25 protein-coding genes and 2 pseudogenes are annotated in these 25,806 nt (G+C 60.0%); 15 read left to right on the plus strand and 12 right to left on the minus strand.

Features of this window, described 5'->3' with window-relative positions; all coding sequences use genetic code 11:
- Nucleotides 1-32 precede the first annotated feature (32 nt).
- Nucleotides 33-905 carry a LysR family transcriptional regulator gene (locus tag V0R37_RS05170; protein ID WP_420373477.1) on the minus strand — a complete coding sequence of 291 codons (873 nt, stop codon included), beginning with the start codon at nucleotides 903-905 and terminating at the stop codon, nucleotides 33-35.
- Between the two features lie 70 nt (nucleotides 906-975).
- Between V0R37_RS05170 and V0R37_RS05175 the strand changes: the two genes are divergently transcribed.
- Entirely contained in the window at nucleotides 976-1,827 is an 852-nt protein-coding gene (locus tag V0R37_RS05175) for an amidohydrolase family protein (RefSeq protein WP_420373478.1), read from the plus strand.
- Nucleotides 1,828-1,835: 8 nt separating this feature from the next.
- The gene (locus tag V0R37_RS05180) at nucleotides 1,836-2,828 is read left to right on the plus strand and encodes a tripartite tricarboxylate transporter substrate binding protein (protein ID WP_420373479.1); all 993 of its coding nucleotides are present in this window, start codon (nucleotides 1,836-1,838) and stop codon (nucleotides 2,826-2,828) included.
- Nucleotides 2,829-2,957: 129 nt separating this feature from the next.
- Here V0R37_RS05180 and panD read toward each other — a convergent pair whose 3' ends face one another.
- The 3 genes from panD to V0R37_RS05195 form a co-directional block, all read right to left on the minus strand.
- Nucleotides 2,958-3,371, minus strand: coding sequence for an aspartate 1-decarboxylase (panD, locus tag V0R37_RS05185; protein WP_420373480.1), 414 nt, complete (start codon nucleotides 3,369-3,371; stop codon nucleotides 2,958-2,960).
- Nucleotides 3,372-3,469: 98 nt separating this feature from the next.
- A complete protein-coding gene (locus V0R37_RS05190) occupies nucleotides 3,470-4,825 on the minus strand; it encodes an amidase (protein WP_420373481.1) in 1,356 nt (451 codons plus the stop codon).
- A 25-nt stretch (nucleotides 4,826-4,850) separates the two neighbouring features.
- A complete protein-coding gene (locus V0R37_RS05195; RefSeq protein WP_420373482.1) occupies nucleotides 4,851-5,765 on the minus strand; it encodes a dihydrodipicolinate synthase family protein in 915 nt (304 codons plus the stop codon).
- A gap of 148 nt (nucleotides 5,766-5,913) precedes the next feature.
- Between V0R37_RS05195 and V0R37_RS05200 the strand changes: the two genes are divergently transcribed.
- Together V0R37_RS05200 and V0R37_RS05205 are read left to right on the plus strand one after the other, a co-directional pair.
- On the plus strand, nucleotides 5,914-6,630 hold the full coding sequence (locus tag V0R37_RS05200; protein WP_420373642.1) for a TerC family protein: 717 nt from the start codon (nucleotides 5,914-5,916) through the stop codon (nucleotides 6,628-6,630).
- A gap of 352 nt (nucleotides 6,631-6,982) precedes the next feature.
- The gene (locus V0R37_RS05205; RefSeq protein ID WP_420373483.1) at nucleotides 6,983-7,858 is read left to right on the plus strand and encodes a hypothetical protein; all 876 of its coding nucleotides are present in this window, start codon (nucleotides 6,983-6,985) and stop codon (nucleotides 7,856-7,858) included.
- A gap of 78 nt (nucleotides 7,859-7,936) precedes the next feature.
- Here the strand turns inward: V0R37_RS05205 and V0R37_RS05210 are convergent, their stop codons facing one another.
- Entirely contained in the window at nucleotides 7,937-8,299 is a 363-nt protein-coding gene (locus tag V0R37_RS05210) for a DUF4148 domain-containing protein (protein ID WP_420373484.1), read from the minus strand.
- Between the two features lie 214 nt (nucleotides 8,300-8,513).
- On the opposite strand from V0R37_RS05210, the gene V0R37_RS05215 reads away from it, so the two are divergent.
- A complete protein-coding gene (locus V0R37_RS05215; protein ID WP_420373485.1) occupies nucleotides 8,514-9,401 on the plus strand; it encodes a LysR family transcriptional regulator in 888 nt (295 codons plus the stop codon).
- Nucleotides 9,402-9,431: 30 nt separating this feature from the next.
- Here V0R37_RS05215 and V0R37_RS05220 read toward each other — a convergent pair whose 3' ends face one another.
- Nucleotides 9,432-9,656 carry a DUF2061 domain-containing protein gene (locus V0R37_RS05220; RefSeq protein WP_420373486.1) on the minus strand — a complete coding sequence of 75 codons (225 nt, stop codon included), beginning with the start codon at nucleotides 9,654-9,656 and terminating at the stop codon, nucleotides 9,432-9,434.
- A 221-nt stretch (nucleotides 9,657-9,877) separates the two neighbouring features.
- On the opposite strand from V0R37_RS05220, the gene V0R37_RS05225 reads away from it, so the two are divergent.
- Entirely contained in the window at nucleotides 9,878-10,783 is a 906-nt protein-coding gene (locus tag V0R37_RS05225) for a LysR family transcriptional regulator (protein WP_420373487.1), read from the plus strand.
- 15 nt (nucleotides 10,784-10,798) lie between these two features.
- Here the strand turns inward: V0R37_RS05225 and V0R37_RS05230 are convergent, their stop codons facing one another.
- The gene (locus V0R37_RS05230) at nucleotides 10,799-11,308 is read right to left on the minus strand and encodes a DinB family protein (RefSeq protein ID WP_420373488.1); all 510 of its coding nucleotides are present in this window, start codon (nucleotides 11,306-11,308) and stop codon (nucleotides 10,799-10,801) included.
- 141 nt (nucleotides 11,309-11,449) lie between these two features.
- Here V0R37_RS05230 and V0R37_RS05235 point away from each other — a divergent pair, with 141 nt between their 5' ends.
- Complete coding sequence (locus V0R37_RS05235; protein WP_420373489.1) at nucleotides 11,450-11,653, plus strand: SlyX family protein; 204 nt, start codon at nucleotides 11,450-11,452, stop codon at nucleotides 11,651-11,653.
- Here the strand turns inward: V0R37_RS05235 and pdxR are convergent.
- A pseudogene (pdxR, locus tag V0R37_RS05240) lies at nucleotides 11,650-13,100 on the minus strand (MocR-like pyridoxine biosynthesis transcription factor PdxR). The gene V0R37_RS05235 and the pseudogene pdxR sit on opposite strands and share 4 nt — an antisense overlap.
- Before the next feature lie 119 nt (nucleotides 13,101-13,219).
- Between pdxR and V0R37_RS05245 the strand changes: the two are divergent.
- Both V0R37_RS05245 and V0R37_RS05250 read left to right on the plus strand, forming a co-directional pair.
- Nucleotides 13,220-13,657 carry a carboxymuconolactone decarboxylase family protein gene (locus V0R37_RS05245; RefSeq protein ID WP_420373490.1) on the plus strand — a complete coding sequence of 146 codons (438 nt, stop codon included), beginning with the start codon at nucleotides 13,220-13,222 and terminating at the stop codon, nucleotides 13,655-13,657.
- A 45-nt stretch (nucleotides 13,658-13,702) separates the two neighbouring features.
- Nucleotides 13,703-15,106 (plus strand): MFS transporter, encoded by a 1,404-nt coding sequence (locus tag V0R37_RS05250; protein ID WP_420373491.1) that lies wholly within the window; start codon nucleotides 13,703-13,705, stop codon nucleotides 15,104-15,106.
- Between the two features lie 19 nt (nucleotides 15,107-15,125).
- Here the strand turns inward: V0R37_RS05250 and V0R37_RS05255 are convergent, their stop codons facing one another.
- Nucleotides 15,126-15,965: an aldo/keto reductase gene (locus V0R37_RS05255; protein ID WP_420373492.1), complete on the minus strand. Its 840-nt coding sequence runs from the start codon at nucleotides 15,963-15,965 to the stop codon at nucleotides 15,126-15,128.
- 138 nt (nucleotides 15,966-16,103) lie between these two features.
- On the opposite strand from V0R37_RS05255, the gene panB reads away from it, so the two are divergent.
- The 4 genes and pseudogenes from panB to V0R37_RS23385 all read left to right on the plus strand — a co-directional run bounded on the left by panB (nucleotide 16,104) and on the right by V0R37_RS23385 (nucleotide 20,711).
- Nucleotides 16,104-16,925: a 3-methyl-2-oxobutanoate hydroxymethyltransferase gene (panB, locus tag V0R37_RS05260; RefSeq protein WP_420373493.1), complete on the plus strand. Its 822-nt coding sequence runs from the start codon at nucleotides 16,104-16,106 to the stop codon at nucleotides 16,923-16,925.
- 159 nt (nucleotides 16,926-17,084) lie between these two features.
- Complete coding sequence (locus tag V0R37_RS05265; RefSeq protein ID WP_420373494.1) at nucleotides 17,085-18,065, plus strand: LysR family transcriptional regulator; 981 nt, start codon at nucleotides 17,085-17,087, stop codon at nucleotides 18,063-18,065.
- A 56-nt stretch (nucleotides 18,066-18,121) separates the two neighbouring features.
- Nucleotides 18,122-19,558, plus strand: a complete 1,437-nt coding sequence (locus tag V0R37_RS05270) for an NAD(P)-binding domain-containing protein (protein ID WP_420373495.1) — start codon at nucleotides 18,122-18,124, stop codon at nucleotides 19,556-19,558.
- 23 nt (nucleotides 19,559-19,581) lie between these two features.
- Nucleotides 19,582-20,711 (plus strand): annotated as a pseudogene (locus tag V0R37_RS23385) (CMD domain-containing protein).
- Between the two features lie 5 nt (nucleotides 20,712-20,716).
- Here V0R37_RS23385 and V0R37_RS05285 read toward each other — a convergent pair.
- The 3 genes from V0R37_RS05285 to V0R37_RS05295 all read right to left on the minus strand — a co-directional run bounded on the left by V0R37_RS05285 (nucleotide 20,717) and on the right by V0R37_RS05295 (nucleotide 23,600).
- The gene (locus tag V0R37_RS05285; protein ID WP_420373498.1) at nucleotides 20,717-21,571 is read right to left on the minus strand and encodes an NAD(P)-dependent oxidoreductase; all 855 of its coding nucleotides are present in this window, start codon (nucleotides 21,569-21,571) and stop codon (nucleotides 20,717-20,719) included.
- An 89-nt stretch (nucleotides 21,572-21,660) separates the two neighbouring features.
- Complete coding sequence (locus V0R37_RS05290) at nucleotides 21,661-22,656, minus strand: Bug family tripartite tricarboxylate transporter substrate binding protein (RefSeq protein ID WP_420373499.1); 996 nt, start codon at nucleotides 22,654-22,656, stop codon at nucleotides 21,661-21,663.
- 74 nt (nucleotides 22,657-22,730) lie between these two features.
- On the minus strand, nucleotides 22,731-23,600 hold the full coding sequence (locus V0R37_RS05295) for a helix-turn-helix transcriptional regulator (protein ID WP_420373500.1): 870 nt from the start codon (nucleotides 23,598-23,600) through the stop codon (nucleotides 22,731-22,733).
- 148 nt (nucleotides 23,601-23,748) lie between these two features.
- On the opposite strand from V0R37_RS05295, the gene V0R37_RS05300 reads away from it, so the two are divergent.
- On the plus strand, nucleotides 23,749-25,293 hold the full coding sequence (locus V0R37_RS05300) for a DNA recombination protein RmuC (RefSeq protein ID WP_420373501.1): 1,545 nt from the start codon (nucleotides 23,749-23,751) through the stop codon (nucleotides 25,291-25,293).
- 82 nt (nucleotides 25,294-25,375) lie between these two features.
- Complete coding sequence (locus V0R37_RS05305) at nucleotides 25,376-25,786, plus strand: PaaI family thioesterase (RefSeq protein WP_420373502.1); 411 nt, start codon at nucleotides 25,376-25,378, stop codon at nucleotides 25,784-25,786.
- Nucleotides 25,787-25,806 lie beyond the last annotated feature (20 nt).

Consider the following 25,806-nt stretch of genomic DNA (forward strand, 5'->3'; position numbering starts at 1 on the left):
CTTGGCCAGGGACTGGAGGCGGCCGAAACCCGCTATACATCCGCGAAAAGCAGGTCCATGGCGGCAGCCGACTTGGCCGAGCATATGGCGACCAGATCGAAGTCGGGCAGGTGGTGGGAATCCGAAATTTCCAGGAATGTGACGCCGGGAAAATCAAGGGTGCGTATCCAACTGGGCAGCAGGCCGATGCCCATGCCGCCGGCCACGCAGGCCATGACCGTCAAGGTCCGGTTGGCATGCATGTTGATCTTGACCTTGCAGCCGGCCTTGCGTATGCCATCGGTAATGCCGGCATAGAAAACGGGTAGTTGATCTTGCGGATACATGACCAGGCCCACTTCGGCGATCCGCGCAAGGGTGACTTCCGACGGCATATAGCGGGCCAGGGTCGTGGGCACCGCGGCAATCAGGCGGTCCTGACGCAAGGTTTTTTCATACATATGGCCGGCTATTTTTACCGGCGCGTGCATCAGGCCGATATCCACCATACCCAGTTCAAGGGCGGATGCCAATTCGTCGTTGCCCATTTCCTTCAGGGTGATTTCCAGGTCGGGGGCATGGCTGCGCACGTTGCGCAGAGCCTTGGGCAGTACGTCGAACAGGGCGGACGATACCAGGCCGATGACCAGCGAACCCGCCAGGCCTTTGCGAGTGGCCCGGGCCTTTCGCGCCGCTTCATCCAGGCGGAACAGGCTGCTCTTGACGTCATCCGCGATGGCCAGCGCCGCCGCCGTGGGCAGGGCGCCATTGCGGGAGCGCTCAAACAGCTTGACGCCCAAGCTCTTTTCCATGCGGGCGATGGACTGGCTGAGGGCCGGCTGGGCCATACCCAACTGATGGGCCGCCTGGCTTATGGCACCGTGTTCCAACACCGCCAGGAAATTCTTCAGCTGACTTATTTCCATACTTAAGTGATATGCATAAATATTATTTCCATAATAGATGAATATGCGTAGCCTCGCTAGAATGTTTTAAATGTTTACAGAAGACAAATCGATGGCCGGCCGGATTTCCGGCTTCCCGCCGCCCGCCAGCGTCGACAGCCATGCCCATGTTTTTGTGCCGGGCCTGCCTGTGGCGGCCCAGCGGCGTTATACCCCCGATTACGCCGCGCCGCTGGATGAATACCTGAAGCAGCTCGATGAGCAGGGACTGGCATACGGGGTGCTGGTTCAACCCAGCTTCCTGGGCACCGACAACGCCTACCTGGTTGGGGCGTTGCAGCAGGCCGCAGGCCGCTGCCGCGGCGTTGCCGTGGTGGACCCAGACATCGATCTCAAAGCGCTCGATGCGCTGAATGACCATGGAGTCGTTGGGGCCAGGCTGAACCTGTTCGGCCGCCCTCTGCCCGATTTCACTCAAGCATCCTGGCAGAGATTTTTTGAGAGACTGAACTCGATGGGCTGGCATGTGGAGGTTCATTGCCCCTATCAGCAATTGCCGGCCATTATGCCGGCCCTGTTGCAAAGGGCGGACAAGATAGTTGTCGATCATCTTGGCCGCCCGGATTTCAAGCACGGCGTCCAGCCTGGCCAGCTTGAATATCTATGCAGTCTGGCCGGCTCTGGACGCGTATGGGTCAAATTGTCGGCGGTATACCGGATTTGGCCGGAAGGCTCGATCGAGGGATGCACGGCCATCGTGCAGCATCTGATCGATTGTTTCGGGGCTCGGCGCTTGATGTGGGGCAGCGATTGGCCCCATACGGAACACGAGTCCTTATGTTCGATGCGCAAGTCGCTGCATTGGTTGACCCATGCCGTGGCATGCCAGGAAGATTTGGCTGAAATTTTGTCGCATACCCCTAAATCGCTTTTTAGATTCTGAAGATAACTATGTCCAATACCACGCACGCATTCAAGAAAGCTGCCCTGAAGGCCAAGTTCGCCCTGGGCGCACTGGCCCTGGGTAGCGCGGCGGCCGCAAGCGCCGCTTATCCCGAACGGCCCATTACCATGGTGGTCAGCTACCCTCCCGGCGGCACCGTCGACCTGGTGGCGCGCCTGATGGCGCCCGAGCTGGAAAAGGAATTGGGCCAGACCGTCATCGTCGACAACAAGGGCGGAGCGGGCGGCATGCTGGGCGGCGCTTATGTATCCCGCGCGAAGCCTGATGGCTATACGATTCTGATGGACGCCTCCAACCATGCGCAGAACCCGGCATTGCGCGAAAAAATGACCTTCGATACCTTGAAGGATTTTTCGCCGATCTCTTTGCTGATCAAGGTGCCTAACGTTCTTGTCGTCAATCCTTCCTCGTCGATCAAAACGGTGGACGATGTCAAGGCCGAGGACAAGGCCAGCGAACATACCCTTTACTATGCGTCGTCCGGCCCCGGTTCGGCCCAGCATCTGGCGGGTGAGCTATTCAACGTGCTGGGAGGCACAAAGCTTATCCATGTGCCTTACAAAGGCGGCGGTCCGGCCATGATCGACGTGATGGGCAACCAGGTTCCCATGATGTTCGCCAGCCTGGGTTCGTCGTGGACGCACATCAAGAGCGGCAAGCTGCGTGCGATCGCCCTGGGCGGCGCTGAGCACAGCAAGTTGCTGCCAGGGGTGCCTACCATTGCCGAGTCGGGCTTGCCTGGCTATGCTTCATATGAATGGAATGCCATTTTCGCGCCGGCTGGAACGCCTCAGGACATTCTGGACCAGTTGTCCGCCGCATTCGCCAAAGTGCTGAAAGATCCCAAGGTGCAGCAGCGCCTCGCCGACCTTGGCGCGGACACCATTGGTTCCACCCCTGAAGAGTTGCGCACCTTCGTTCAGGACGAAATCACCAAGTGGAAAGGTGTGGCCGCCAAGGCGAAAATCTCATTGGATTGATGCCATCGCATAGAGGCGGACGCCTTGCCGGACTTCGTGAACATCGATAGCCCGGCAAGGCGTTTTTTATCGCCTGCCGCCCCACGATATAAAAAGCCGCCGCTTCCGGCGGCAAGTCCGCGGGGGATGTCAGTCGAACTTGATGATTTCGAATGTCAGGCGATCCTGCTCGTCGCGCGCCACGCTGTAGCCCAGACGTTCATTGATGGAATTGTCGGGGTTGAAGGTAAGGATGGCCGGCTTGATGCCTTCGATTTCCCGCTCGGTCACGTATACCGAATTGCATATGATGACTTCGTCTCCGCGCTGGCAGGTGCGGGCCGCGGCGCCGTTCAGGATGCAGCAGCGCGAGCCGCGTTCGCCATAGATGACATAGGTGCTGATGCGCGCACCGGAGTTCTTGTTCCAGATATCCACGAACTCCATGGGGAGTATGCCGGCGGCTTCGCAGTGATCGGGATCCAGGGTAATGGAGCCGTGATAGTCCAGGTCGGCCCCGGTGACCCGTATGCCGTGTAATTTGCCGCGTACAACTTTTCTCACGTTTTTCCTTTCAAGCGAGATGTTCCAGTAACCGCCGTATTTTATACGGTGGGAGGCGCATGATATGGCCATGGCGCCCTGGCCATTTGTAAACGCGCTTAGGCCGGCATTGGCCGGAGGGCGGATTCCAGCGCCATGCCCACCCGCAGTATGTGGTCATCGCGCATGGCCGGCCCGGCGATCATCAGGCCGACGGGCGCGGCGCCGTCTCGGTGGCAGGGGATGGAGAGCGCGCAACCATCCAGGAAGTTGATCAGGGTCGGATTGCGCAGGATAAGCGCATTGGCCTTGAAGTAGGCCTCGTCGGATTCCAGCAATTCTTGGATGGACGGCGCAATGATGGGAACGGTGGGCATCAGCAAGGCGTCGTAGTGGCGCAAGCGCGCCTCGACGGAAGCGATCCATTCGGGCCGCGCCTGCACCAGGTCGATATAGTCGGCAGCCGACATATCCTTTCCGCGCGCTATGCGTGAGGCGACACGCGGGTCGTAGTGCGCCGCGCGATCCCGCAGCAGGTCCTTGTGCCATGCCCAGGCTTCGGCGCATACGAAGCCGCCCAGGCGATTGATGTGGGCCAATTGCTGGAATTCGGGAAAGTCGACGATATCGACCTGCGCGCCGACGCGGCGGATTTCTTGCAGAGTGTGCTGAAAGGCGGCAAGCACGTGGTCGTCGGCTCCATCCAGTACGACGGAGGCCGGAACCGCGAAACGCAATCGGGCTGGCCGAGGCGCTTCGCCGGTTTCGCGGGCCTGGCCTGAAAGGATGGCATCGAGCGTTGCGCAGCAAGCCACGGATGCGGCCAGCGGGCCGATGGAGTCCAGGCTGAAGGCCAAGGGCAGCGCGCCCTGCGTTGGAACACGGCGGGCGGTGGGTTTGAATCCGGCGAGTCCGCAGAATGCGGACGGTATGCGAACGGAACCGCCTGTGTCGGTTCCGATTGCCGCAACAGACATGCGGTCGGCCACCGAAACACCCGCGCCCGAGGAAGAGCCGCCGGGAATCCGCCCGGTGGCACGATCCCAGGGGCTGCTTGGCGTGCCGTAGTGGGGGTTCAGCCCCAGTCCCGAAAAGGCGAACTCGGTCATATTGGTTTTGCCTACGACAATGGCGCCGGCATTGATCAAGCGTTGGATCGCCGTCGCATTGCGAGCGGCGGGTTCCTCACCTTTCAACACAGTGGAACCGGCGAGCGTGGCCTCGCCTTCGATGTCGAACAAATCCTTGATGGAAATGGGCAGGCCTTCTATGGGCGAGCGAGTCAGTCCGGCCGCCCGCAGGATGTCGGAGGCCTGGGCGGCGGCGAGCGCACGGTCGTGGTAGACCTTGGTGAAAGCCCGGGCGCCTTCGCCCGCCGCATCGTCGATGCGCGTCAAGGCAGCCTGGGTCAAGCTTAGCGACGATGTTTCGCCGCGAACCAGCGATTCTTGTAATTCGATAAGGGTGGGCAGCATGATATTTGTTCTGTAAGTCGGCGGACTATGCCTTGGTCGAGCCGGCGTTGATGTTCGCAAGCTCTTCCACGACGGCTTGCACCAGGACATGGTCCGGCCCGGACAGCGGCCGAATGGGCAGCGGCGGTTCGGCCTGAGTCACGCCCAGGCTATTGGCGGCGGCATACATCACGCGAAGGCTGGTGAACCGGCGAAAGAGGCTCCACAGAGGTTCCATGGCCGCGTTCAGTGATCGCGCCCGATCGGCTTGGCCCGCTTGCGCGGCGCGCACGATGGCCAGGCACGGTTCGGGGAAGAGGCCAGCGGCTACGCTGTACCAGGCTTCTCCGCCCGCAAGCAGGGCTTCGGCGGCATTCCAGTCGCCGCTATAGCCCAAGGAAAAATCGGTCGGCACCAAGGCTTTCAGGGCCGCATGCTGCTGTGCGATGTTCTCGGGGTCGGGTACCGGGTTCTTGGCGCCGATCACACCCGGCAAGGCGCTAAGCCGGCCGATAAGTTCCGGGCTGAAAGCAAAGTGGGTCGTGCCGGGATTGTTGTAGATGCAAATGGGGATGTCGATCTGCGCGGCAACGGTTTCGAACAATCCGAAAACTTCGTCGTCAGACAGAGGCGTGTACGAAACGGGCGCCAGCAATACCGCGGCGGCGCCGGCTTCCTGGGCGTCCTTGCCCAAGGCCAGGACTTCGTCGCTGCGCAAGGCCCCTATGCCCGCCATGACGGGAGTTCGGCCGGCATGGGATAGCGCGGCCTGAATGCCGCGTCGCCTTTCCCGCCGGCTTAAATAGGCGTACGTGCCTGTGCTGCCCAGCACGCAGATGGAATCGACCTCGGCGTCGCGAAGGCGGGCCACAAGCATGCCCAATGTCTCGGTATCCACGATGCCATGCTTGTCGGCCGGCGTGATCGGAAAAGCGGACAACCCTTGCAGTAGCGAATTCACTTGTCGCGGCTCCAAAAAAATGCCCAGGGCGGCATAAGGGTTATTTTCGACTTTGCCGCAGGCCTGGATGTAGGATGTAAATATATCGTAATGCGATTAAGTCTGCGGGCGCTCCGACATGTCCGCAAATCCTTTTCATGGAGCCGGGGTGATGGAGTTTCTGGAAAACCTAAGCTGGATAACCGTATTTCAGATCATCATGGTAGATGTTTTGCTGGGCGGCGACAATGCCGTGGTGATTGCGCTGGCCTGTCGCAATTTACCGCCGGAGCGACGCATGCAAGGGATTCTGTGGGGCACGGGCGGGGCGATAGGGCTCCGGGTGGTGTTGATCATCTTCGCGTTGACCCTGCTGGCACTCCCTTTTGTCAAGCTGGTCGGCGGGGCGCTGCTGCTATGGATAGGCGTAAAGCTTATGGTGGGCGAGGACGAAACCGGAGATATCCAGGGCGGCAGTTCCTTGATGTCGGCCATCAAGACCATAATCCTTGCCGACTTTGTCATGAGCCTGGATAACGTCGTGGCAATCGCCGGCGCGGCGCAAGGCGCGCATGCCGATCACCAGGTGCTGCTTATTATCTTTGGCCTGCTGGTTAGCGTCCCCATCATCATCTGGGGCAGTACCCTGCTGCTGAAGTTGCTTGACCGCTTTCCCATAATCGTCACTGTGGGGGCGGGCCTGCTGGGCTGGATCGCCGCGGGCATGCTGGTTACCGACGTGGCGATCGTCAATCGGTTCGGCCAAGTGGAGGGGCCGGCCAGGATCGCTATCGAGGCAGCGGGCGCCTTGTTCGTGGTGGCGGTGGGATACTGGCTTGCGTTGCGGCGCGGCGCTGGGGTCGAGGCCGGGCGCGAATCCGTCTGATGCGGCCCCGGCGTAGCCGGATTTACGCCATAGGCATTCAGCGGCGGGCCCGCTCCTGGCGAATATCCGGCTACGCCGATTCGACTACAATCGTGCCATGCTGACCTTCATGTCAAAACACGGGCGACTGTCCGGACACTCTGTTGTCCAGCCGATCCGTCCCTGGCCGTCCCGCGCGCTTTTCCTGGGTTCTCAGGAAGCGGCCGTGCGGTCGGCCTATGCGCGGTCCAAGCCCGGCTAAGGGCGACGGGCCCCGCGTGGGCTCCTATCCGGCTTACCGCCGCATCCCTGTTTTCGCAATCGATGAGACCCGCCTCTATCAGGCGGGCGCAAACTCGCAAATTGAATCGTCATGCAACTTACTAAAAATTTCGTCAAAGCCAAGAACCCCTGCGCGTCGGGATATCGATGGTTTCTTCGCGACCAGAATGGCCAGGGCGATTATCAGGAAATCCTGGATGCCCTGGTGGCCCATGACCGGATCGACGATGCCTGCTGGCTGCTGGATCAGTTCGGCCCGACCGATGCGGTCCTGACCCTGGATTTCGTGGACGCCAATGCAATCGTATTTGCCGGCACCTTGGTGCTGCGGCAGGGAATCAATGTGGATACGGTGGCGCGTGCGGGCCGATGGATACGCACCGAGGGCGGGATCAAGGCGGGTACCGATATCGTGGCGGGCGAAGGCATCGAGGCGCAAGGCGGAATCGTCAGCGGCGGGCACATACGCGCCGAGGGCGATGTATCCGCGGGCTGGGGGATAGAAGCGCAGTCCCGCTTCGAATGCGGCGGCAATGTGCGCGCGAAGTGGGACGTTGCCGCGGGCCAAGGCATATCGGTTGCGGGCGATATACGGGTGGGTCAATGCCTGGTGGCGGGCGGGTCGATCAAGTGCGACCAAGGCATCAAGGCCGGCGGGAAGGTGCAGGCCGAGCACGATATTATTGTGGCCAGGGGAATACAGGCGGGAGAATCGATCGTAGCCGGCAATCATATCGAAACGGGCTGGGGCATGCTGTCCGGCTGCGATATTGTTGCGGACGGGTCGATCAAGGCAGGCGAAGGGCTGGCTGCTGCCGGACGCATTGCGGCAGGCCTGGGCCATGGCGTATATGCGGGTCTGCGCGTGCGGCTGGATGCCTGGGCCGATGCGGCCAGGGTGGTTGCGCAGGCCCGACCCGATCAGTTAATCAGCGGGTACTGGTGCGATTCGGCAATGAAGGCGTAGGCCGACACTGGCCCGGCATCGCGGGACAAAAGCAAAATGGCCGCAAGTTGCGGCCATTTTGCTTTCTGCTCAAGGTAATCAGGCTTCGACTTGATGCGCATGGCCCGACGATACGTAGTTGAACAATTCCGCCTGCACCTCTGCGCGAGTTTTATTGCTGTCGATCCCGGCGACAGGCGGGTAGTCCAGTTCGCCGTTGCTGATGGCATCCGCCTTCTGGGCAGCGGCCAATTCAGCCAGCACGTCGGCGCGGCTGTTGCTGTTGGCGGTGCCGACTTCCACAGGGTAGGCCTGCTCGCCGTAGCTGATCAGGCCCTGCGATTGTGCTTGCTGCAGTTCCGCCACGACTTGGGCGCGGGTCTTTGTGGATTCGTCGGCGGCTTGGGCTGCGCCGGCCAAAACGGAAAGGGAAATCATCAGTGTGGTTGCAAGGGTCTTCATGGTTAGAACTCCATCCAATTAAATTAAGGGAACCGAATTGCGCCGGATTTGGCGTTTCCTTGCGATGCAAGGTTTGTTTCGATGGATGAAGTATGTGCCGATTATGTATTGGGATAAACCCGTATTTCTTGTAAACATATTTCCAAAAACGTTAATAATAGGTATCGTTCCCTAGGAAAATAGAAGATATCTATCCGTATTTTTGGAATAATCTATGAGTCCATCCTTGGATGACATTGCACTTTTCGTTGAAGTGGCCAAAAGCAGGAGCTTCACCCGCGCGGCCGAGTCTCTGGACATGCCCGCCTCGACGCTTTCGCGCCGGATCAGCGCGCTGGAGCGCTACATAGGAGTGCGTTTACTGAATCGCAGTACCCGCAAGGTGGAACTGACCGAAGCGGGGGCCGTTTATTTCGAGCGTTGCCAGCACGTCATCGCAGAGGCGCGCATCGCCCACGAAGAGCTGGACGAGATGGCGCAACGGCCCAAAGGCCGGTTGCGAATATCCATGCCTGTCAGCTTTGCGCTGCTTTCCATGCCACTGATCATGCGGGATTTTGCGCAGGAGTATCCCGAAATCGAATGCGAATACGACTTGGGAATCAAGCACATCGATCTTTTGGCGGAACCTTTCGATATCGTTATACGTATCGGGCATCAACCCGACTCCGGCGTGGTTTCGCGTCGCTTGGGATATGTGACCCTGGGGCTTTATGCGGCGCCGGGATACCTGGCCCGCAAAGGGACGCCCATCGTGCCTTTGGATCTCGCAAGGCATGAATGCCTGCGGACATCCGCCGGCAGGGCGGAGTCAGTCTGGGAGCTTCGTTCACAGACCAGGGTGGAAAAAATTACGGTTAAAGGGCGTATGGCCATGAATAATGTCGCCATGTTGATGCGCATGGCGGGGTTGGGCATGGGCATCGTACCCTTGACTGCCCACAACCTGACATGGAACACGGAAGAGGAAGCGCTACAGCGAGTATTGCCTGATTGGGAATTCGACCCCATCCCGCTGATGGCGCTGTTTCCATCGCGCCTGATGCCGGCCAAGACCCGCGTATTTCTTGAGTTTTTGATGGCCCGGCTGAACGTACGCTAGTGTCTGGGGTCTATGACAAGTACAGGTGATTCAGATGGCCTGTCGGGCCAGGGTGGGATGGTTCTCTGTCCGGCGCCGTGCTTGCGCCTTGCTCCAAAGCTTGTCGTGCAACGGCAGCAGCACTACATTGCAGACCGGCTCGAGTATGGCGGCCAGTCCACCCGTGGCAAGCGAGCCCGTGCAGATATAAGTGACGGCGAACGCAACCGACATGTGCAATGCCATCTGACTGGTTTTTCGGGCGAGCAGCAACATGACCTTCTCCAAATGATTATGATTCGATTAAATGATAATCACTATCATTTGAATGGGGGAAGTTGAATGTTTATATCGGGGCAATTCATCAAAGCTATGCGTCCTCGGAGTCCTATGCCTGGCAACGCGGCGTTCGCCTGCTTGCAGAGGCGTAACAGCCTGAAATATTCTAGCGTTTGATCTGGATCGGATTGAAAACAATGCTTGACCGGGTGATGAGTATGCGAGTCCTTGTACGCGCCGCTTCCGAAGGCAGCCTTTCGGCGGCAGGGCGCAGCCTGGGGATGTCCGCCGCAATGGCGACCAAGCATATCAACACACTTGAGGCTCGCCTGGGCGTCCGGTTGTTTCATCGCACGACGCGGCACCTGAGTCTGACCGACAAAGGCAGAGACCACCTTAAAGCGTGCCAGCGCATATTGTTCGATATCGACGAGGCCGAAGCGGCCGCCATGTCGCAAAAGGTAGAGGTAAGCGGGCGACTGCGCATGAGCGTGCCCCTGTACTTCGGCGTCCGCTATATTGCACCGCTGATGCCCGCCTTCAGCCGCCGCTATCATTCGACGGCTGTTGAGCTGGGATTCAGCGATCGCGAAACTGACCCGATGCGGAAGGAATGCGATCTGAGCATACGCGCCGGCGCCATCATGGGTGCGCATTCGGACATCAGGAAACTGGCTGATAGCTCGATGGTCGTTTGCGCGTCGCCCTTGTATCTGGCACGGTATGGCAGACCGTCGACGGTCGCCGAACTGTCGCGCCATAATTGCCTGGCCTATTCATTGGCCTTGTTGAGCAGCCAGGAGTGGGCATTCGGCCAGGACGGCGGGACCCGCATAAGGATCAGCGGCAACCTTTGCGCCAACAATGTAGAGGCCTTGACGGCCGCCGCAGTCGGCGGACAAGGCATCATCTACCAGCCTGACTTTATCGTTGCCGATGCCTTGGGTGCGGGAAAGCTGCAGGTTCTGCAGCTGGATGAACCCGTTGCGGCCACAGGAGGCATATATGCGGTGTATCCCCCGGAACGTCAACCGCCGGCAATAGTGCGGGCTATGGTCGAGTACTTGGCCCAGGCGTATGCTTTTCCGACGCCATGGGCCGTCGTCCAGGGCGTTCAGGAATAGGCGACCAGCTTGACGCTATGCTTGGCGCAGGAAATAAATCAGGTCAAGCTCCGGACACTCATAGCCGTAGCGGGTCAGCGCCGCGCTGATCTGGCCTCGATGATGTGTGGCATGGTTGAAGACATGGGTAAGCGTGCCTATCCATGGCGTTGCCGCCGGCTGCCCGGCCGTCGTGGTGTAATGCAGCGTACCGGCCATGACCCGGGCCGGTGTGTTCTCTATCAGGGACAACCAGAGCCCGCTGCGCACGCATAATTGCTGGGCAAGCTCGGGGCGCCTGGCTTCCACTTCCTGAGCAAGGCTGGAAAATATTTCGGGCGCGCCCGCGAAGCGGCCGTACCACGACCTGTCGCCCAGCAGAAGATGATTGAGGGTGCCGTGTATGGAACCGAAAAACAACCCCGCCGGCGCAAAATAATGCTCGTCCGCGACGGCCTCCAATTGACGCAGAAGCAAAGCGTTGGCCCAGCCATGGTATGCAGCCAGTGTCTTGAGTTGTGAAACGAGTGCCGAATCTTTATTCATATGGCTTGTCCTGCGGGATCGATGCATAACTGCGCAGGGATGATCGTAAGCGATTGTCCGTCGATTGAGAACCGTTGATTCCCGTCTTGTACGGCGGGCGGATTAAAATGGCGGTTTTCAGCTGAGAGCATGGCCGTGGGTATGGAAGAGCGTTTAATCGATATCGAGCTGAAACTGACCGCGCAGGAAGATCTGGTGCTGGAACTGAACCGGCAGGTGTACGAGCAGCAAAAGCAGATTGATGAATTGCGCGCGCTATGCACCGCATTGGTAAAACGGCTGGGCGAGGCCGCCAGCGAAGGCGGCGCCGATCCGTACGCAGTCGAAAAGCCGCCGCATTATTAGTTGCCGCTACAGGCCTGCATGGTGGTTAGGACGCGGGCCAGTTTTTTCAGTCCCGCATCAATGTCTTCCTTGCCGATGTCGCCGTAGCCGAAAAGCAGGCCTGGCTGGGCGGGCGCTTTGATATACAACTGGGATATTCCGTATAGGCCTACGAACTCTTTGCCCGCCAGCTCGATAACCGCGGACTCTGGCATTGGTTGGCTGAATCGAGCCGCCAGATGAATGCCCGCTGCCTGGAGCGGCGGATGGAACCAGGGTGCAAGCTCGCCGCGCAAATGCGAAAGCAGCATCTCGCGCCTGGCCGAATAAAGCTTATGCACGCGGCGCAGGTGCTTGGCGAAATCTCCATTCTGCATGAAACGCGCAAGCGAGGTCTGCATTAGCGTGCTGCCGTGCCAGTCCACGATTTGCTTTGCCTTGTGCAGGGGCGAGGCCAAGCTGGCGGGAGGAACCATGTAGCCGATGCGCAGTTCGGGAAAGATCGTCTTCGAGAATGTGCCTACGTAAGCCACCAAGCCTGCCTTATCCAGGCTTTTAAGCGGTTCCAGGGGACGGCCCTCGAAACGGAATTCGCCGTCGTAGTCGTCTTCAATGATCACGGCATCGCGCTGTTTGGCCCATTCCAGCAATTCCAGCCTCCTCTCCACGCTCATGGGCATGCCCAGCGGAAACTGATGCGATTGCGTTACATAGACCAGCCGCGCGCTGTCTGGCAGCGCGCTGACGATCAGCCCTTGGTCGTCTCCACGGGAGTGGGGGCTATTTTGGCGCCCAGGGCCGTGAAGCTGGCTCGGGCGGGCGGATAGCAGGGATCTTCGATGGCGACCGTGTCGCCGGGACGGATCATGACACGCGCAATAAGGTCGAGCGCTTGCTGGGCGCCTTGCGTCACGATGACATCTTGCCAAGTGCAGTGGAGCGCTCGGTTAAAGCCCAGGTAGCGCGAGACCGCCAGCCGCAATTGAGGCTCGCCGGCGGGCTCGCGGTAGCCGCCCGCATCGCGCAGCTGATCGCGCAAGGCATGGTTTACGCAGCGCCTCCAGGCACTGACGGGAAACACCGTCTTGTCGGTCACGCCACCCGCGAAATTCATTGGCAGAGCGGCAGTGGGGCGCGGCATGGAGATTGGCGTGGGCAAGGTGTCCCAGAGGGACCCGGCCCTGGCCTTTGCGCCGGAGGGGCGCGCCGCGATTGTAGGCAGCCGTGTCATGGCATCCGCAACATAGGTGCCGGATCCGGGCCGTGCGAAAAGAAAGCCCTCCGACGCCAGCCGTTCGAAAGCCTCCAGTGTGGTCTTGCGGGAAACTCCAAGCTGTACGGCCAGATAGCGCGACGAAGGCAGGCGTTCGCCCGATTGCAGGCGGCCGTCCAGTATTCCCGCTCGTATCTGGCGGTAGATCTGGCCGACAAGATCGCTGTTGGCATGCAGCGTTATGTGGATGTCCAAACTGGTAACCTGAAAATAATAAAAAATGGCTATTTTTCAGGTCCAGTTTAAAGCCTAGACTCTGCTCTGTCGCCCGCATCGGCCGGCGGCTTCAACCAACTTTCGCATAGGAGCAGAATATGGAACCCCGTATGGATTTTTACAAGGCCAGCCCTGGAGCGCTTCAGGCGATGCTGGGCCTGGAAAAACAAATAGACAAATCGGGTATTGAAAAACCATTGGCGGAATTGGTGCGCCTGCGTGCTTCGCAGATCAATGGCTGCGCATACTGCGCCGACATGCACGCCACGGATGCGCGCAAGGGCGGCGAAACCGACCGCCGGCTTGATACGCTGGTCGCATGGCGTGAAACGCCTTTCTTCACCGATCGCGAGCGGGCTGCATTGGCATGGACGGAGTCGCTTACACTAGTGGCCGAAACGCATGTTCCGGACGAGGTCTGGAATATCGTGCGGCCGCATTTCAGCGATCAGGAACTGGCGGATCTGACCCTTCTGATCGTGGCCATCAACGGATGGAACCGCTTTGCGGTGGGGCTCAGGAAGATGCCGGGATGACCAGCATGCGGCTTGCTGAACCGGTATTTCAAAGCGGCATCAACTATGCATACAAAACATACAGGGTCATGGTCCGAGCTTTTATGGGGCCGCAACGGCTTGCGGTCCCTGGCCTTGGCGGGCGGCGTAGCGGTGCATGCCGTCAATGTGTACATCGTCACCACCATCCTGCCCTCCATCGTCGATGACATCGGAGGCCTGCAATATTACGCCTGGAACACGACGCTTTTTGTCGTTGCCTCCATCCTGGGCTCCGCGCTTTCGCCCAAATCTATGGAGCAGTTCGGACTGCGGCGCGCCTTCCTGCTGGCGATTGCCGTATTCGTGGGCGGCACAATAGCCTGCGCGATGGCGCCTGCAATGCTCTGGCTGCTGGCGGCGCGCACGGTGCAGGGGCTGGGCGGCGGCTTGCTGCTGGGACTCAGCTATTCCGCGGTCCGGCTGGTTTTCGATGAACGTCTTTGGTCCAGGGCCATGGTTCTGGTGTCCAGCATGTGGGGCGTGGCCACGCTTGCCGGGCCGGCGATAGGCGGCATCTTCGCCCAGACGGGCCACTGGCGGCTGGCGTTCTGGGCGGTGGTGCCGATCGCGGCGATTCTTGCCCTGCTGGTGCATACGCAGTTGGTGCAGAATGGACGGGCCGCAGGCAAACGGACCCAGGCGCCGCTGGGCAGCATATCGTTGCTGGCCCTGTCGGTGCTTGTCGTATCGGTCGCCAGCCTTGTTCATAGCTGGGCATGGAACGCGGCGGGTATTGCAGCGGGCTTGTCGATTGCGGTCCTGATCGCGAAGATCGACGGCCGCGCCCGCGTGCGTTTGTTCCCGACGGGCTCGTATTCGGCGCAAACGGCGCTTGGCAGCCTGTATGCCTGCATTTGCCTGCTCAGCATAGGCGTGACGACGGAAATCTATATCCCTTATTTCCTGCAATCGATACACGGGAAAAGCCCATTGGTGGCCGGCTATTGGACGGCGCTGATGTCGGCGGGCTGGACCTTGGGCTCATTCGTCAGCTCCAGCCGTTCCACGGCCACGGCCAATCGCCTCATGGTGGCCGGCCCTTTGGCATCGGCCGCATCGCTGGCGATGCTGGCCTGGATGCTGCCCATGGCCGACTTGTCGTCGCAGGGCGGCGCCAACTGGCTGATGGCTCCATTGCTGGGCGTGGGGGTAGGCGTGGGTCTATGCTGGCCCAATATGTTGACCCGTGTATTCAAGTCGGCGCCCAAGGGGCAGGAAAACATCGCGTCGGCAGCCATCACCACCTTGCAGCTTTATGCCATGGCCATGGGCGCCTCGCTGGCCGGCATGGTCACGAATGCGGCTGGATTCACCGATCCCGGGGGCATGCAGGGCGCGCAGCAAGCGGCCCTTGCCTTGTTTGCGGTGTTTGCTTGCGCGCCGGGGCTGGCTGCGTTTATGACCCGTGGGGCGCGCGACGCCGTGTAGCCTGGTTGGGGCTGTCCTGCTATTTAGGCAGCCGGAAAAGTTCGGGGTCGGGGCCGTCGCGGCCATCGGGCCGATCCAGTGCGGCAATGGCGGCCATGTCTTCGGCGTCGAGCGTGAAGTCGAACACATGGAAGTTTTCCTGGATGCGGCTGGGTGTGATGGATTTCGGGATGACCATATTGCCCAGTTGCGTATGCCAGCGAATCATGACCTGCGCGACGGACCGGCTGTGCTTGTGCGCAATGCCGACCAGGGTGGGGTCTTCCCATAGTTTGCCGCGCCCAAGGGGGCTCCAGGCTTCGGTGATGATTTCGTGTTCGGCGTGGAATTCGCGCAGATCGGCCTGCTGGAAATTCGGGTGCAGTTCGATTTGATTCACCACAGGCAGCACGCCGGTCTTATCCAGCAGCTTTTGCAGGTGGTTGATATTGAAATTGCATACGCCTATGGACTTTGCCCTGCCTTCGTCCCGAAGCTGGATCATGGTTTCCCACGCGTCGACGTAAAGCCCGTTCTTGGGGACGGGCCAGTGGATCAGGTACAGATCCACGTAGTCCAGACCGAGCTTTTCCAGGCTTTCTTCGAAAGCCGCTTTGGATGTATCGTGGCCGTGGCGGTCGTTCCAGAGCTTGGTGGCGATGAACAGGTCTGCGCGCTTGACGTTAGACTGGGCTATGCCCCGGCCCACGCCCTCTTCGTTTCCGTAGATGGCTGCCGTGTCGATGGACCGGTAGCCGACGTCTATCGCCGTTTGCACGACGGCTGCGGCAACATCGTTTTCAACCTGCCATACGCCCAGGCCCAATTGCGGCGCCTCGCGGCCATCGTGAAAGGTAACGGTGTTTTGATTTGTAGACATCGGGTGCCCTCCGTAAGACATCGCATTTGTTGACTTGTTCTTTCGGGTAATCTACCCGATTATACGGTTGTTGCAGTGCGGTAAGGCTTCATTTGGTTTCACGCACAAGCGTTATTCAGGAAGAGTCAGGAGAAAGATATGAGTGTTCACAATCAGGTCAAGCGAGTCAGCGTACCCCAGTTGGTGGCGTATAAGGGCCAGCAGAAGATAGCCGCCCTGACGGCGTATACGGCCCCGTTCGCCCGCCTGCTGGACGACGCGCTGGATATGATCCTGATCGGGGATTCGACGGCCATGGTGGGCTACGGCTTGCCCAATACCTTGTCGATTACCGTAGATCAGTTGGCCTCGCATGCGGCCGCCGTTGTGCGTTCGACCAGCCATGCCTGCATTATCGTCGACATGCCTTTTGGCAGCTATCAGGAGTCACCGCAACAGGCCTTCGCCAATGCCGCCCGCATGCTGGCGGCCAGCGGCGCCGACGGCATCAAGATGGAGGGCGGCATGGCGATGGCGGAAACCACCCGTTTCCTGGTCGAGCGAGGCGTTCCCGTGCTGGCCCATGTGGGCTTGATGCCGCAGTATGTCAATACGATGGGCGGCTTCAAGGCGCAAGGCATGACGGATGAATCCGCCGAGCGCATCCTGCGCGATGCCGTGGCCCACGAGCAAGCGGGCGCTTTCGCCGTCGTGCTGGAAGGGGTTGCCGAGAGCCTGGGACGGCGCATTACCGAGACGTTGGCGGTGCCCACCATAGGTATTGGCGCCTCCCCTGCGTGCGACGGGCAAATCCTTGTGACCGAGGACATCCTGGGCCTTAGCGGAGACCGGATTCCCAAGTTCGCCAAGCAGTTTGCCGACGTTGGCGCCATGGTGCGCTCGGCGGCCGAGCGCTATGCCGCCGATGTCAAAGGGGGCGATTTCCCGGGGTTGGAGCATTGCTTCGGCGTAAAACGATAATCCCCATGGTCAATATGGGATATATTTCCCCAACCGCTTGTGCCATAAAACCGTGTGCAGATATTGCCATTCAATTATTGAATGGTTACTTTTGGTAAATGTATAATTTGCATATTGTCCGGTGAGTCGGACCGTCCTTGTTTCTTCAGGCGTCCAATAATGGAAATCCGTCAACTCGAAGCCTTTGCCGCCGTGTATTCCGCAGGAAGCGTCACGGCGGCCGGACGCTTGCTGGATCGGTCACAGCCCATGGTCAGCCGGCAAATCCAGGATCTGGAGCAGGAACTCGGTTTCATGCTGTTCACCCGCACCCGCCCCCAGGTAACCCTGACCGAACAAGGGCGCGAGTACTACGAAGAAGTGCGCAATGTCCTGGCTGGCCTGCAGCAACTGGATAGCCGTTCCCGCGAGATCGCAGGCGGCCAGAGTCGCCCGCTTCGGGTTGCGGCGACCTATTCCCTGGGCTCCAGCTTGCTGCCCACCACGATAGGGCTGCTGGAGCGCAGCCAGCCCGTATTCGAATACAAGCTGTATATCGACACCTTTCAGCCCCACGACGTTGTTCAGGCCGTGGCCGACGGGCAGGCGGACATCGGCGTGATCAGCCTGCCCATAGATCTGGGGCGCTGCGAACTGTTGTGGTCCGGGCAGGCTCCTTGCGTGTTGGCGTTGCCCGCCAACCATCCCCTGGCGGCCAGCACCGTCGTCCGCTTGAGCGAGCTGGGCGACAACACCGTTATTACAATGTCCAATCGCACGGGCTTGCGGCATCGCCTTTCGACGGCGCTTTTGCATAACAATCCCACCGCCAGGCCCAGGCGCCAAATCGAGACGACCTCGTCGCTGAGCGCATTGATGATGGTGCGTGCCGGCGTTGGCGTGGCGCTGGTCGATCCGCTCACCGCGACAACCATGTCGCCCGAAGGTGTGGTGTTTCGCGGCATCGACCGGCATGTTCCCTATCTTATGGGTGTGATCAAGCATCGCGACCGGACCTTGCCCGACGAAGGTTCCCGGCTGGTCCAGGCAATGTGGGACTACGCCAGCGCCAATGTACCCCGCTTCGTGGCGGGCGATCCAAGCGGGCTGCCCAAGGACGCCGATCCCTTTCAGCCCGCGCCCGACAAAGATGCCGCCTGAGCCGCAACCTTGCCGCCTCGTTTTTTGAATTTTCTCTACGTTTTTCCTCCCGCATAATGACTCATACTCGTTTTTTCTCCCCCGTTCAGGGGCTGGACGCGCTTGAACAGCGCCTTGCGCAGGACATCGCCTGGCTCGACCTTCCTGCCAGGCAGTGGGTGCCGTCGGCATCGATAAACGGACAGGAGCTGCTGGATGTCGCCATTATCGGTGGCGGCATGGCAGGGTTGGCCGCGGCGGCCTCGCTGGGATTCAAGGGTATGCGGGCCCGGATTTTCGATAGCGCGGCGCCGGGGTTCGAAGGTCCATGGGCGACCACGGCGCGCATGGAAACGCTGCGCTCGCCCAAGCAGCTTACCGGTCCGGCGCTGGGCTTTCCCGCGCTGACGTTCCGGGCCTGGTTCGAAGCGCAGTTCGGTGTGGAGGAATGGAATCGCCTGGACAAGATTCCGCGCCTGCAATGGATGGATTACCTGCGCTGGTACCGGCGCGTGCTGAGTCTGGACGTGCGCAACGAGCACCATGTGCGGGACATCGTGCCCTATCGCGATCATGTGGAATTGAGCGTTTCATCGCCGGCGGGCCTGTCCACGATATACGCGCGCCGCGCAGTATTGGCCACCGGCCGCGACGGCCTGGGCGGCGCATCCGTTCCGGATTTTGTTGCGCGGTTGCCGCGCCGGCTTTGGGCCCATTCCTCCGACGATATGGACTATTCGACCTTGCGCGGAATGCGGGTCGGTGTGGTGGGGGCGGGCGCCTCGGCCATGGACAGCGCGGGCACGGCGCTGGAAAATGGGGCGGCCAGCGTCGATCTGCTTATACGCCGCGCTGAACTGCCGCGCATCAATAAAAGCAAGGGTGCGGGCAACCCCGGCTACACACACGGGTTCGTGGATCTGCCCGACGAGTGGAAGTGGCGGATACGGCATTACATCAATGTGCAGCAGGTGCCGCCTCCGCGCGCCAGCGTCTTGCGTGTGTCGCGGCATGCTAATGCGCGCTTCAATCTGGGCGCGCCGGTGCTGGAGGTGAGCGAGCAGGGCGGCGAACTGCGGGTGATTACGCCCAAAAAGGAATTTGCGCTGGATTTCCTGATTCTGTCCACAGGATTCGGCATCGATTGGCAAAGCCGCCCGGAATACGCGAGGATCGCCCGGCATCTGCGGGTCTGGTCGGATCGCTATTCTCCACAAGAGGGCGGCGATGATAAGGAATTGCAGGATTCGCCCGATTTGGGGCCCGCCTTCGAGTTCCAGGAAAAACGAGCCGGTTCCATGCCTGGCTTGTCCCGCATCCATTGTTTTTGCTACCCTTCCACCCTGACGCATGGAACGGTATCGGGCGATATCCCAGCCATCAGCGACGGCGCCGAGCGCTTGTCCAAAGGGATCGCCAGCCTGTTGTACGTTGAAAACATCGATACGCATTTTGTCCAGTTGCAGGCTTATAACGAGCCTGAGATATTCGGCGACGAATGGACGCCGGCATAAGCCGGTTCCAGAAAAGGAAGTTTATGAATGACATCACCTCTCCAGCGGCCGGGGCCCAGACGGGCCCCGGCGATGCCGTGGATGCAATCGTGGGCCTGACACCGGCCGATCCGTTGTATGGCGTTCGCCACGCCCGGCACAAGGTCGTGCATGCCACACAGGGCAGCTACGAGCTTTTCTTCGATCCCTCCAGCCAGGGGCTGCCGATACAAGAGCGCCTGTTGGTGGCTTGGCACGCAAGTATCCTGTCCCGCTCCGTCGCATTGACGCAGCACTATCGGGATGCGCTTGCCGATCATGTCGTGGACGCTTCGGCAATAGCCGCCATCGAGGGCGGGCGGGTCGACGACTTGCCGCCGTCGCGCTTGCGGGCCATGCTGATATTCACCGGGAAACTGATTCTCAAGCCAGTCGACGGCGACAAGGCGGCGCTCGAGCAACTGCGCGATGCCGGCATGGCCACCCCCGATATCGTGACTCTGGCGCAATTGGTGGCGTTCCTGTCGTATCAGATTCGGCTGGTCGCCGGCCTTTCCGCCATGAAGGCATTGGAGTCGCTATGAGCGCCGTTATCGAAAACAATGGCTACACCAACGAAACGCTGGAGTGGAAAGCCTGGCTGGACGTGGTCGACCCGGACAACTGCACGCCTTTGCAGACCGAGGTGCTGGAAATGAGCCATCCCAAGGCCAAGGTATCCGACTACTATCTTTTTCTGGTGCATCAGCCAGCCATCCTGAAACAGCGGTCCGAGGCGTTCAACGCCATCATGTACGCGCCGGGCGGACTTGCGCGGGCCGACCGCGAGCTAAGCTCTCTGGTGGTATCGCGAATAAACGGTTGCGTGTATTGCGCGTCTGTACATGCCCAGCGTTTCGAACAACTGGCCAAACGCAACGACACTGTCGCACAGGTCTTCGACGATCCGCGCAGCGCCGGCGTCAACGAACGTGAAAAGGCCATCGCGCACTTTTCCATACGCCTGACCGAAGAGCCGGAAAACATAGGGCCGGACGATATCCAGGCGCTTAAGGATGTGGGATTGACACAGGCTGAGATACTGGATCTGCTGCATGCGGGTTCGATCTTTGCGTGGGCCAACCGCCTTATGCAGAACTTGGGCGAGCCGGTGTTTCCGGCGCCGCAAGCCTAAGGCGGTCAATCGTCCAGCTGGCCCAGCATCTGGACACCGGCATGCGCGCCGAAGCGCTCGCAGGCGATGTTAAGGCGCTGGACCGCGAAGTTCAGGAACTGGGAAGGTCTTTGCTGCAGCTCGGCTTCGGCTTGCGCCAGACGCAAATCCTTGCGCAACAAGCCTAGCGTGAACGTGATTTCGCCGCTGCCGGCCATCATGCGTTCGGCATACGAATTGAACAGCAAGCCCGACGCGGTGCCCGTGCCCAGCGCGGAGGTCAACAGTCCGGTGTCAAAATGGCCGCCCCGAGCAAGCGCCATGCCGTTTGCCAGGCCCAGGAAGGTTCCCGCGATGATGGTCTGGTTGACGAGCTTCATGCGATAGCCCGATCCGGCTTCTCCGCAATGAACGGCGCGCTGGCCCAATTGCGCCAACAGCGTCGCGCAGCGTTGGATATCTTGCGTGTCGCCGCCCACGAAGTGCGTCAGCGTACCTTTGGCGGCGCCGGCCACACCGCCGGTGACGGGCGCATCCAGAAATCGGGCGTGCCGCTGCTCCAGAGCCTTGCGGATGTCGGCGGCGATCGAGGGCGCGGCCGTGGTCATGTCGATGAACAAGGTGTCGGGCTGGATGCCTTGCGTCATGTCGCTATAGACGCTTTCGACATCGCGGGTGTCGCCCAGTATGGTAAAGACCGTGCGCGACCGTTGGGCGAGCTCGATCAGGTCGGTGGCGATTTTTGCCCCTTGCTGGCGCAGGGCCAGCGTTTGCTGGGGATTGCGCGCCCAGACATGCAAGGGGTGTCCGGCATGCAACAGGCGCTGTGCCATGGGCAGGCCCATTTTTCCCAAGCCTACCCAGCCGATGGTGTCTTGCATGATGGCTCCTTGCATGAGTGCTGCCGATTAAGGCCATGAAACCATTGTAGAGGCGGCCTTCGCTTCCGCCAATGGGTAAAGGCGGGCCTTTACTGCAGCCGGATATCGGCGCTGGAAACGACGTTGCGCCATTTCTTCAAGGAAGATGCCAGCGTGTCATCCAGGTCTTGCGGGGCGCCGCCCAGGACGATGGCACCCATGCCGGTCAGTTTTTGATTAAGGGCGGGATCATTCAGCGCGTCGTTCAGGGCCTTGTTTGCCTGTTCGATGATGTCCGGGGGCGTGCCTTTGGGCGCCAGCAGTGCGAGCCAGTGCGTGGCAAGCAGGCGGGGATGGCCCTGCTCGGCCATGGTCGGCACATCGGGCAAGGCGCTGGAACGGCTGGGGGCCATAATGCCCAGCGCCCGGACCTTGCCCGCCTTGATCTGGCTCTGGATGCCGGGAACCAGCTGGAACATGGACTGGATCTCGCCGGCAATCAGGTTGTTGGTGGCCAGTTCGGGCGAGCTATAGGGGACATGGACCATATTGGCATCGATGTCGTTCATGTATAGCTGGCCGGCCAGATGTGTGGAGCTGCCATTGCCGTTGGAGCCGAAGTTGACCTCGCCGGGATGGGTCTTGACGTAGTCGTTGAACTGGGCAAGGCTGCGCACAGGCAGGTCGCTGTTGACCACCAGGATATTCGGTATGTCCGCGATCAGCCCGATTGCCTGGAAGCTCTTTTGCGGGTCGAAAGGCAGATCCCTGAACACGTTTGGATTTACCGCCAGGGTGCCCGCACTCGACAGCAGCAAGCGGCTGCCATCGGCCGGAGCCCCGGCGACCATGCCGGCACCGGTGTTGCCGTTGGTGCCATACTGGTTTGCCACAACGAACTTGGCGTGAAGCTGGTTGTTCAGTTGCTCCGCGACCAGGCGCGCTATCGTGTCGTCAATGCTGCCCGCCGGTGCGGTTACGACGAGCTGCACGGCGTGGTCGTGAGGCGGCCAGGCCTCATGTGCCAGCGCGGCGGCGGTCAGCGTAAGGGTCAATACAGCGGTTTCGGCCAGACGGGTGCAGATTCTATGCATGGTTTGGTTCATACAAGGCGCTTGATGCCGATGCTTGCAGGAATTCGAAGTACAGAAGTTTACTGTAATGCACCGGAGGCGGGATACTAATACAGGTAAGGCTCTATTTCCCTGTAGTTTTCAATGACCAGTTGTTGGGCTTCCGGCTTGACCGATTGCTTGTAGGGATCGATATCGAATGCCTGCAGAACGTAGACGACCTGAGACGCGCGCGTGGGAACATCCAGCGTACCGTCAGCCATGCCGTAATCATGCGCGATGATCTCTTGTTGCACGGGGCTGAGCCGCGTGTCGGGCGCCAGGCGAATAATGACCTCGGTATTCCATAAAACGTCTTCCGCCTTGGCGTTGGGGGAATCGCCTATGATTTCGGGCTGGCCGCGAAAGCGGCTCAGGACGAAGTCGCGGTAGCCGCGGTTTTTCTCGCAATAGGCGCGGACGTGCCAGCGCAGCGACGTGCAAACCAGCGTGTGCGGGGCTATGACGCGCGTCTCGGCAACGGGCGATGTCAATGATATGTAGCTTATTTCGACACGTTTCTGCTCTCTTGCCGCTTGGACCAGCGGGCGCAGTACCGTGGGATGGATATTGCGCAGCGGCACATGCAGGACTTCCGTGTTGGTGAATTCAAGGTCAAGCGCATCGAAAGTATGGCTGATATCCTTGTTGCGTCCCAGGATGTGCAGATACTCGTCGGCATTGCCCGTGGTCAGCCGCGGATGGAAATCCGGCGTCGGCTTGTAGCCTTTCAAGTGGCGGTCATACACCAGATTGCCGGGTGCGACGTCGCGCAGGTAGCAATTGATATCCTTCGATGCTTGCTGGCGGCCTATGCCCAGGCTATTGCATAAATGATTGGTCGTCAGGCGCCCCTCCCATTGAGCGATGATTTCAATCAATCGATAGCGCAGCAGAAGGTCCCAGCGCAACGGCCAGGGGGATTTTGTCTTGCTCATGGGCCTGCCTGAAAAATGGACGTATATATGTATACAGTATGGATATGTCATCAACGACGACATACTATACCTTCAACCCGGGCGGAACTTGAAAAAGATTAGGTCAACAACGCGATGGCGCGCCGCGGTATCGCTAAAGGAATAAGGTATGGATCAATTACCCATGGATGCCGACAGCATATGGCTGCTGGTACTGGCCGTCGCGGCCGGTTTCATCATGGCGGCCATGTATTACCGCCGTCTTCTGGCACAGGCCCGCGATGGCATGACTGTCCTTCAGAACCTTGCCAAGCAGCGTGGCGAGATACTGACCGAGCTGCGCGCGGAACTGGATCAGGCCAAGAATCAGGTAATAGGCGTGGAATCGGAGAAAGTGCATATCGACCGTCAGTTGGCACGCAGCGAATCGACCGTTCAAAGCCTGCAGGAACGCCTGGAAGAAGCCCGCTTGAGCGTGACGGTCAAGGATGCCGATTTCCAGCTTTTGGCCCAGCGCTATGCGCAGTTGGACAAGGAGCTGGCCGAAATGCAGGCGGTGCATGCCGAAAGGCAGGCCAGTTTTCAGGAAATGAAAACCAGCTTCGAACAGTCCCGCGCCCAACTGAAAATGGAATTCCAGAACCTGGCCAATCAGATACTCGAGGAAAAAGGCAAGACCTTCGCGCAAAATAGCCAGAGCTCCCTGGATGCATTGCTAAAACCCTTCCGTGAGCAGATCGACGGCTTCCAGCAGCGTGTGAACCAGGTGCATGACGAAACCTTGCGCGGCAATGTATCGCTGGGTTCCGAGATCAAGCGTGTGCTCGAAGTGGGCCTGAGGATAAGCGCCGAGGCCAATACCTTGGCCACCGCGCTTAAAGGCGACAAGAAGGCCACCGGTAATTGGGGCGAAGTGCAACTGGAGCGGACGCTGCAGCTGGCCGGCCTGGTCAAGGGCGATCATTACGAGTCGCAACCTCGCTTCAAGGATGAGCAGGGCAATAATCGGCAGCCCGATTTCGTGGTGAAGCTGCCCGACCAGAAGCACATCGTCATCGACAGTAAAGTGTCGCTGGTGGATTATGACCGCGCCATCGCCGCCGAAACCGAGGCCGAAATACGTGGGGCGCTGGATGCGCACGTAAAAGCCGTGCGCAATCATATCGACGACCTGGCAAGAAAGGACTACAGCAATCTGATCGGCATGCGCAGCCCCAGCTTCGTCTTGATGTTCATGCCTATCGAACCGGCTTATATCGAGGCCATGAAGCACAACAGGGAACTGTTCGACTACGGCTACCAGCGCAACGTCATCCTGGTATCGCATACGACCCTGATGCCCATATTGAAGACGGTCGCGAACCTGTGGATGGTGGCGCGCAGCAACGAGCAGGCGCACGAACTGAGTGCCCGAGCCGGCGAGATCTACAACCAGGTCGTCGTCGTGGCCGAGCGCCTGAAAAAGCTGGGCGAAACCCTGGACACCGTCAGCCGGCACTACAACAGCACGGTCACGGCCGTGGCCGGCCAGCAAGGCTTGTACGGCAAGGCATCACGCTTCAGCGAGCTGTCGTCCAAAGCCAACAGGACCATGCCGGCGCTGGAGCCGCTGCACGCCGATTTCGAAGGCGAAAGACTGGAGCTGATTGCCAGCGAGGCGGTGAAGCTGTCCGATGATGGTTCTGACGGCGATGCGAAGGGAATACAGGACTGAAGCGACGCAGGGGCTCGCGCCCCGCCGGATGTCTCATACACGTTAAGCTAACGTTTTCCCAAACTATTGGACTTCAACCTGTATGGCACCCGAAAGCAAGACACCGCTACTTATCAACAACCCATTCCTGGAGTGGATGGGCGTCACTCTGGTGAAGTGGTCGCCCGGCTATGCCGAGATGCATCTGCCGATGTCGACCCAACTGGGAAACCGGACGGGGCGGGTCCACGGCGGGGTCATATGCACCCTGCTGGATTCGGTGTCGGGTTATAGCGGACTGTATGCGGAGCCCGGAGAGCCGCCGCTGCGCAGCCTGACCTTGTCGCTGACCACCAACTTCATCGGCAGCGGCGAGGGCGAAATCCTGGTGGCGAAGGGGTACACCGAGCGCAAAGGGCGCAGCGTGTTCTTCACCCGCGCCGAGGTCTTGCTGGATGATTCCTTGTTGATGGCGACGGCGGTGGGCACGTTCAAGTATTCCCAGGCCAAATAAGCGATGGCTTGATCGAATTT

It is taken from the genome of Pollutimonas rozaliensis (assembly GCF_048751585.1).
Taxonomy (GTDB): domain Bacteria; phylum Pseudomonadota; class Gammaproteobacteria; order Burkholderiales; family Burkholderiaceae_B.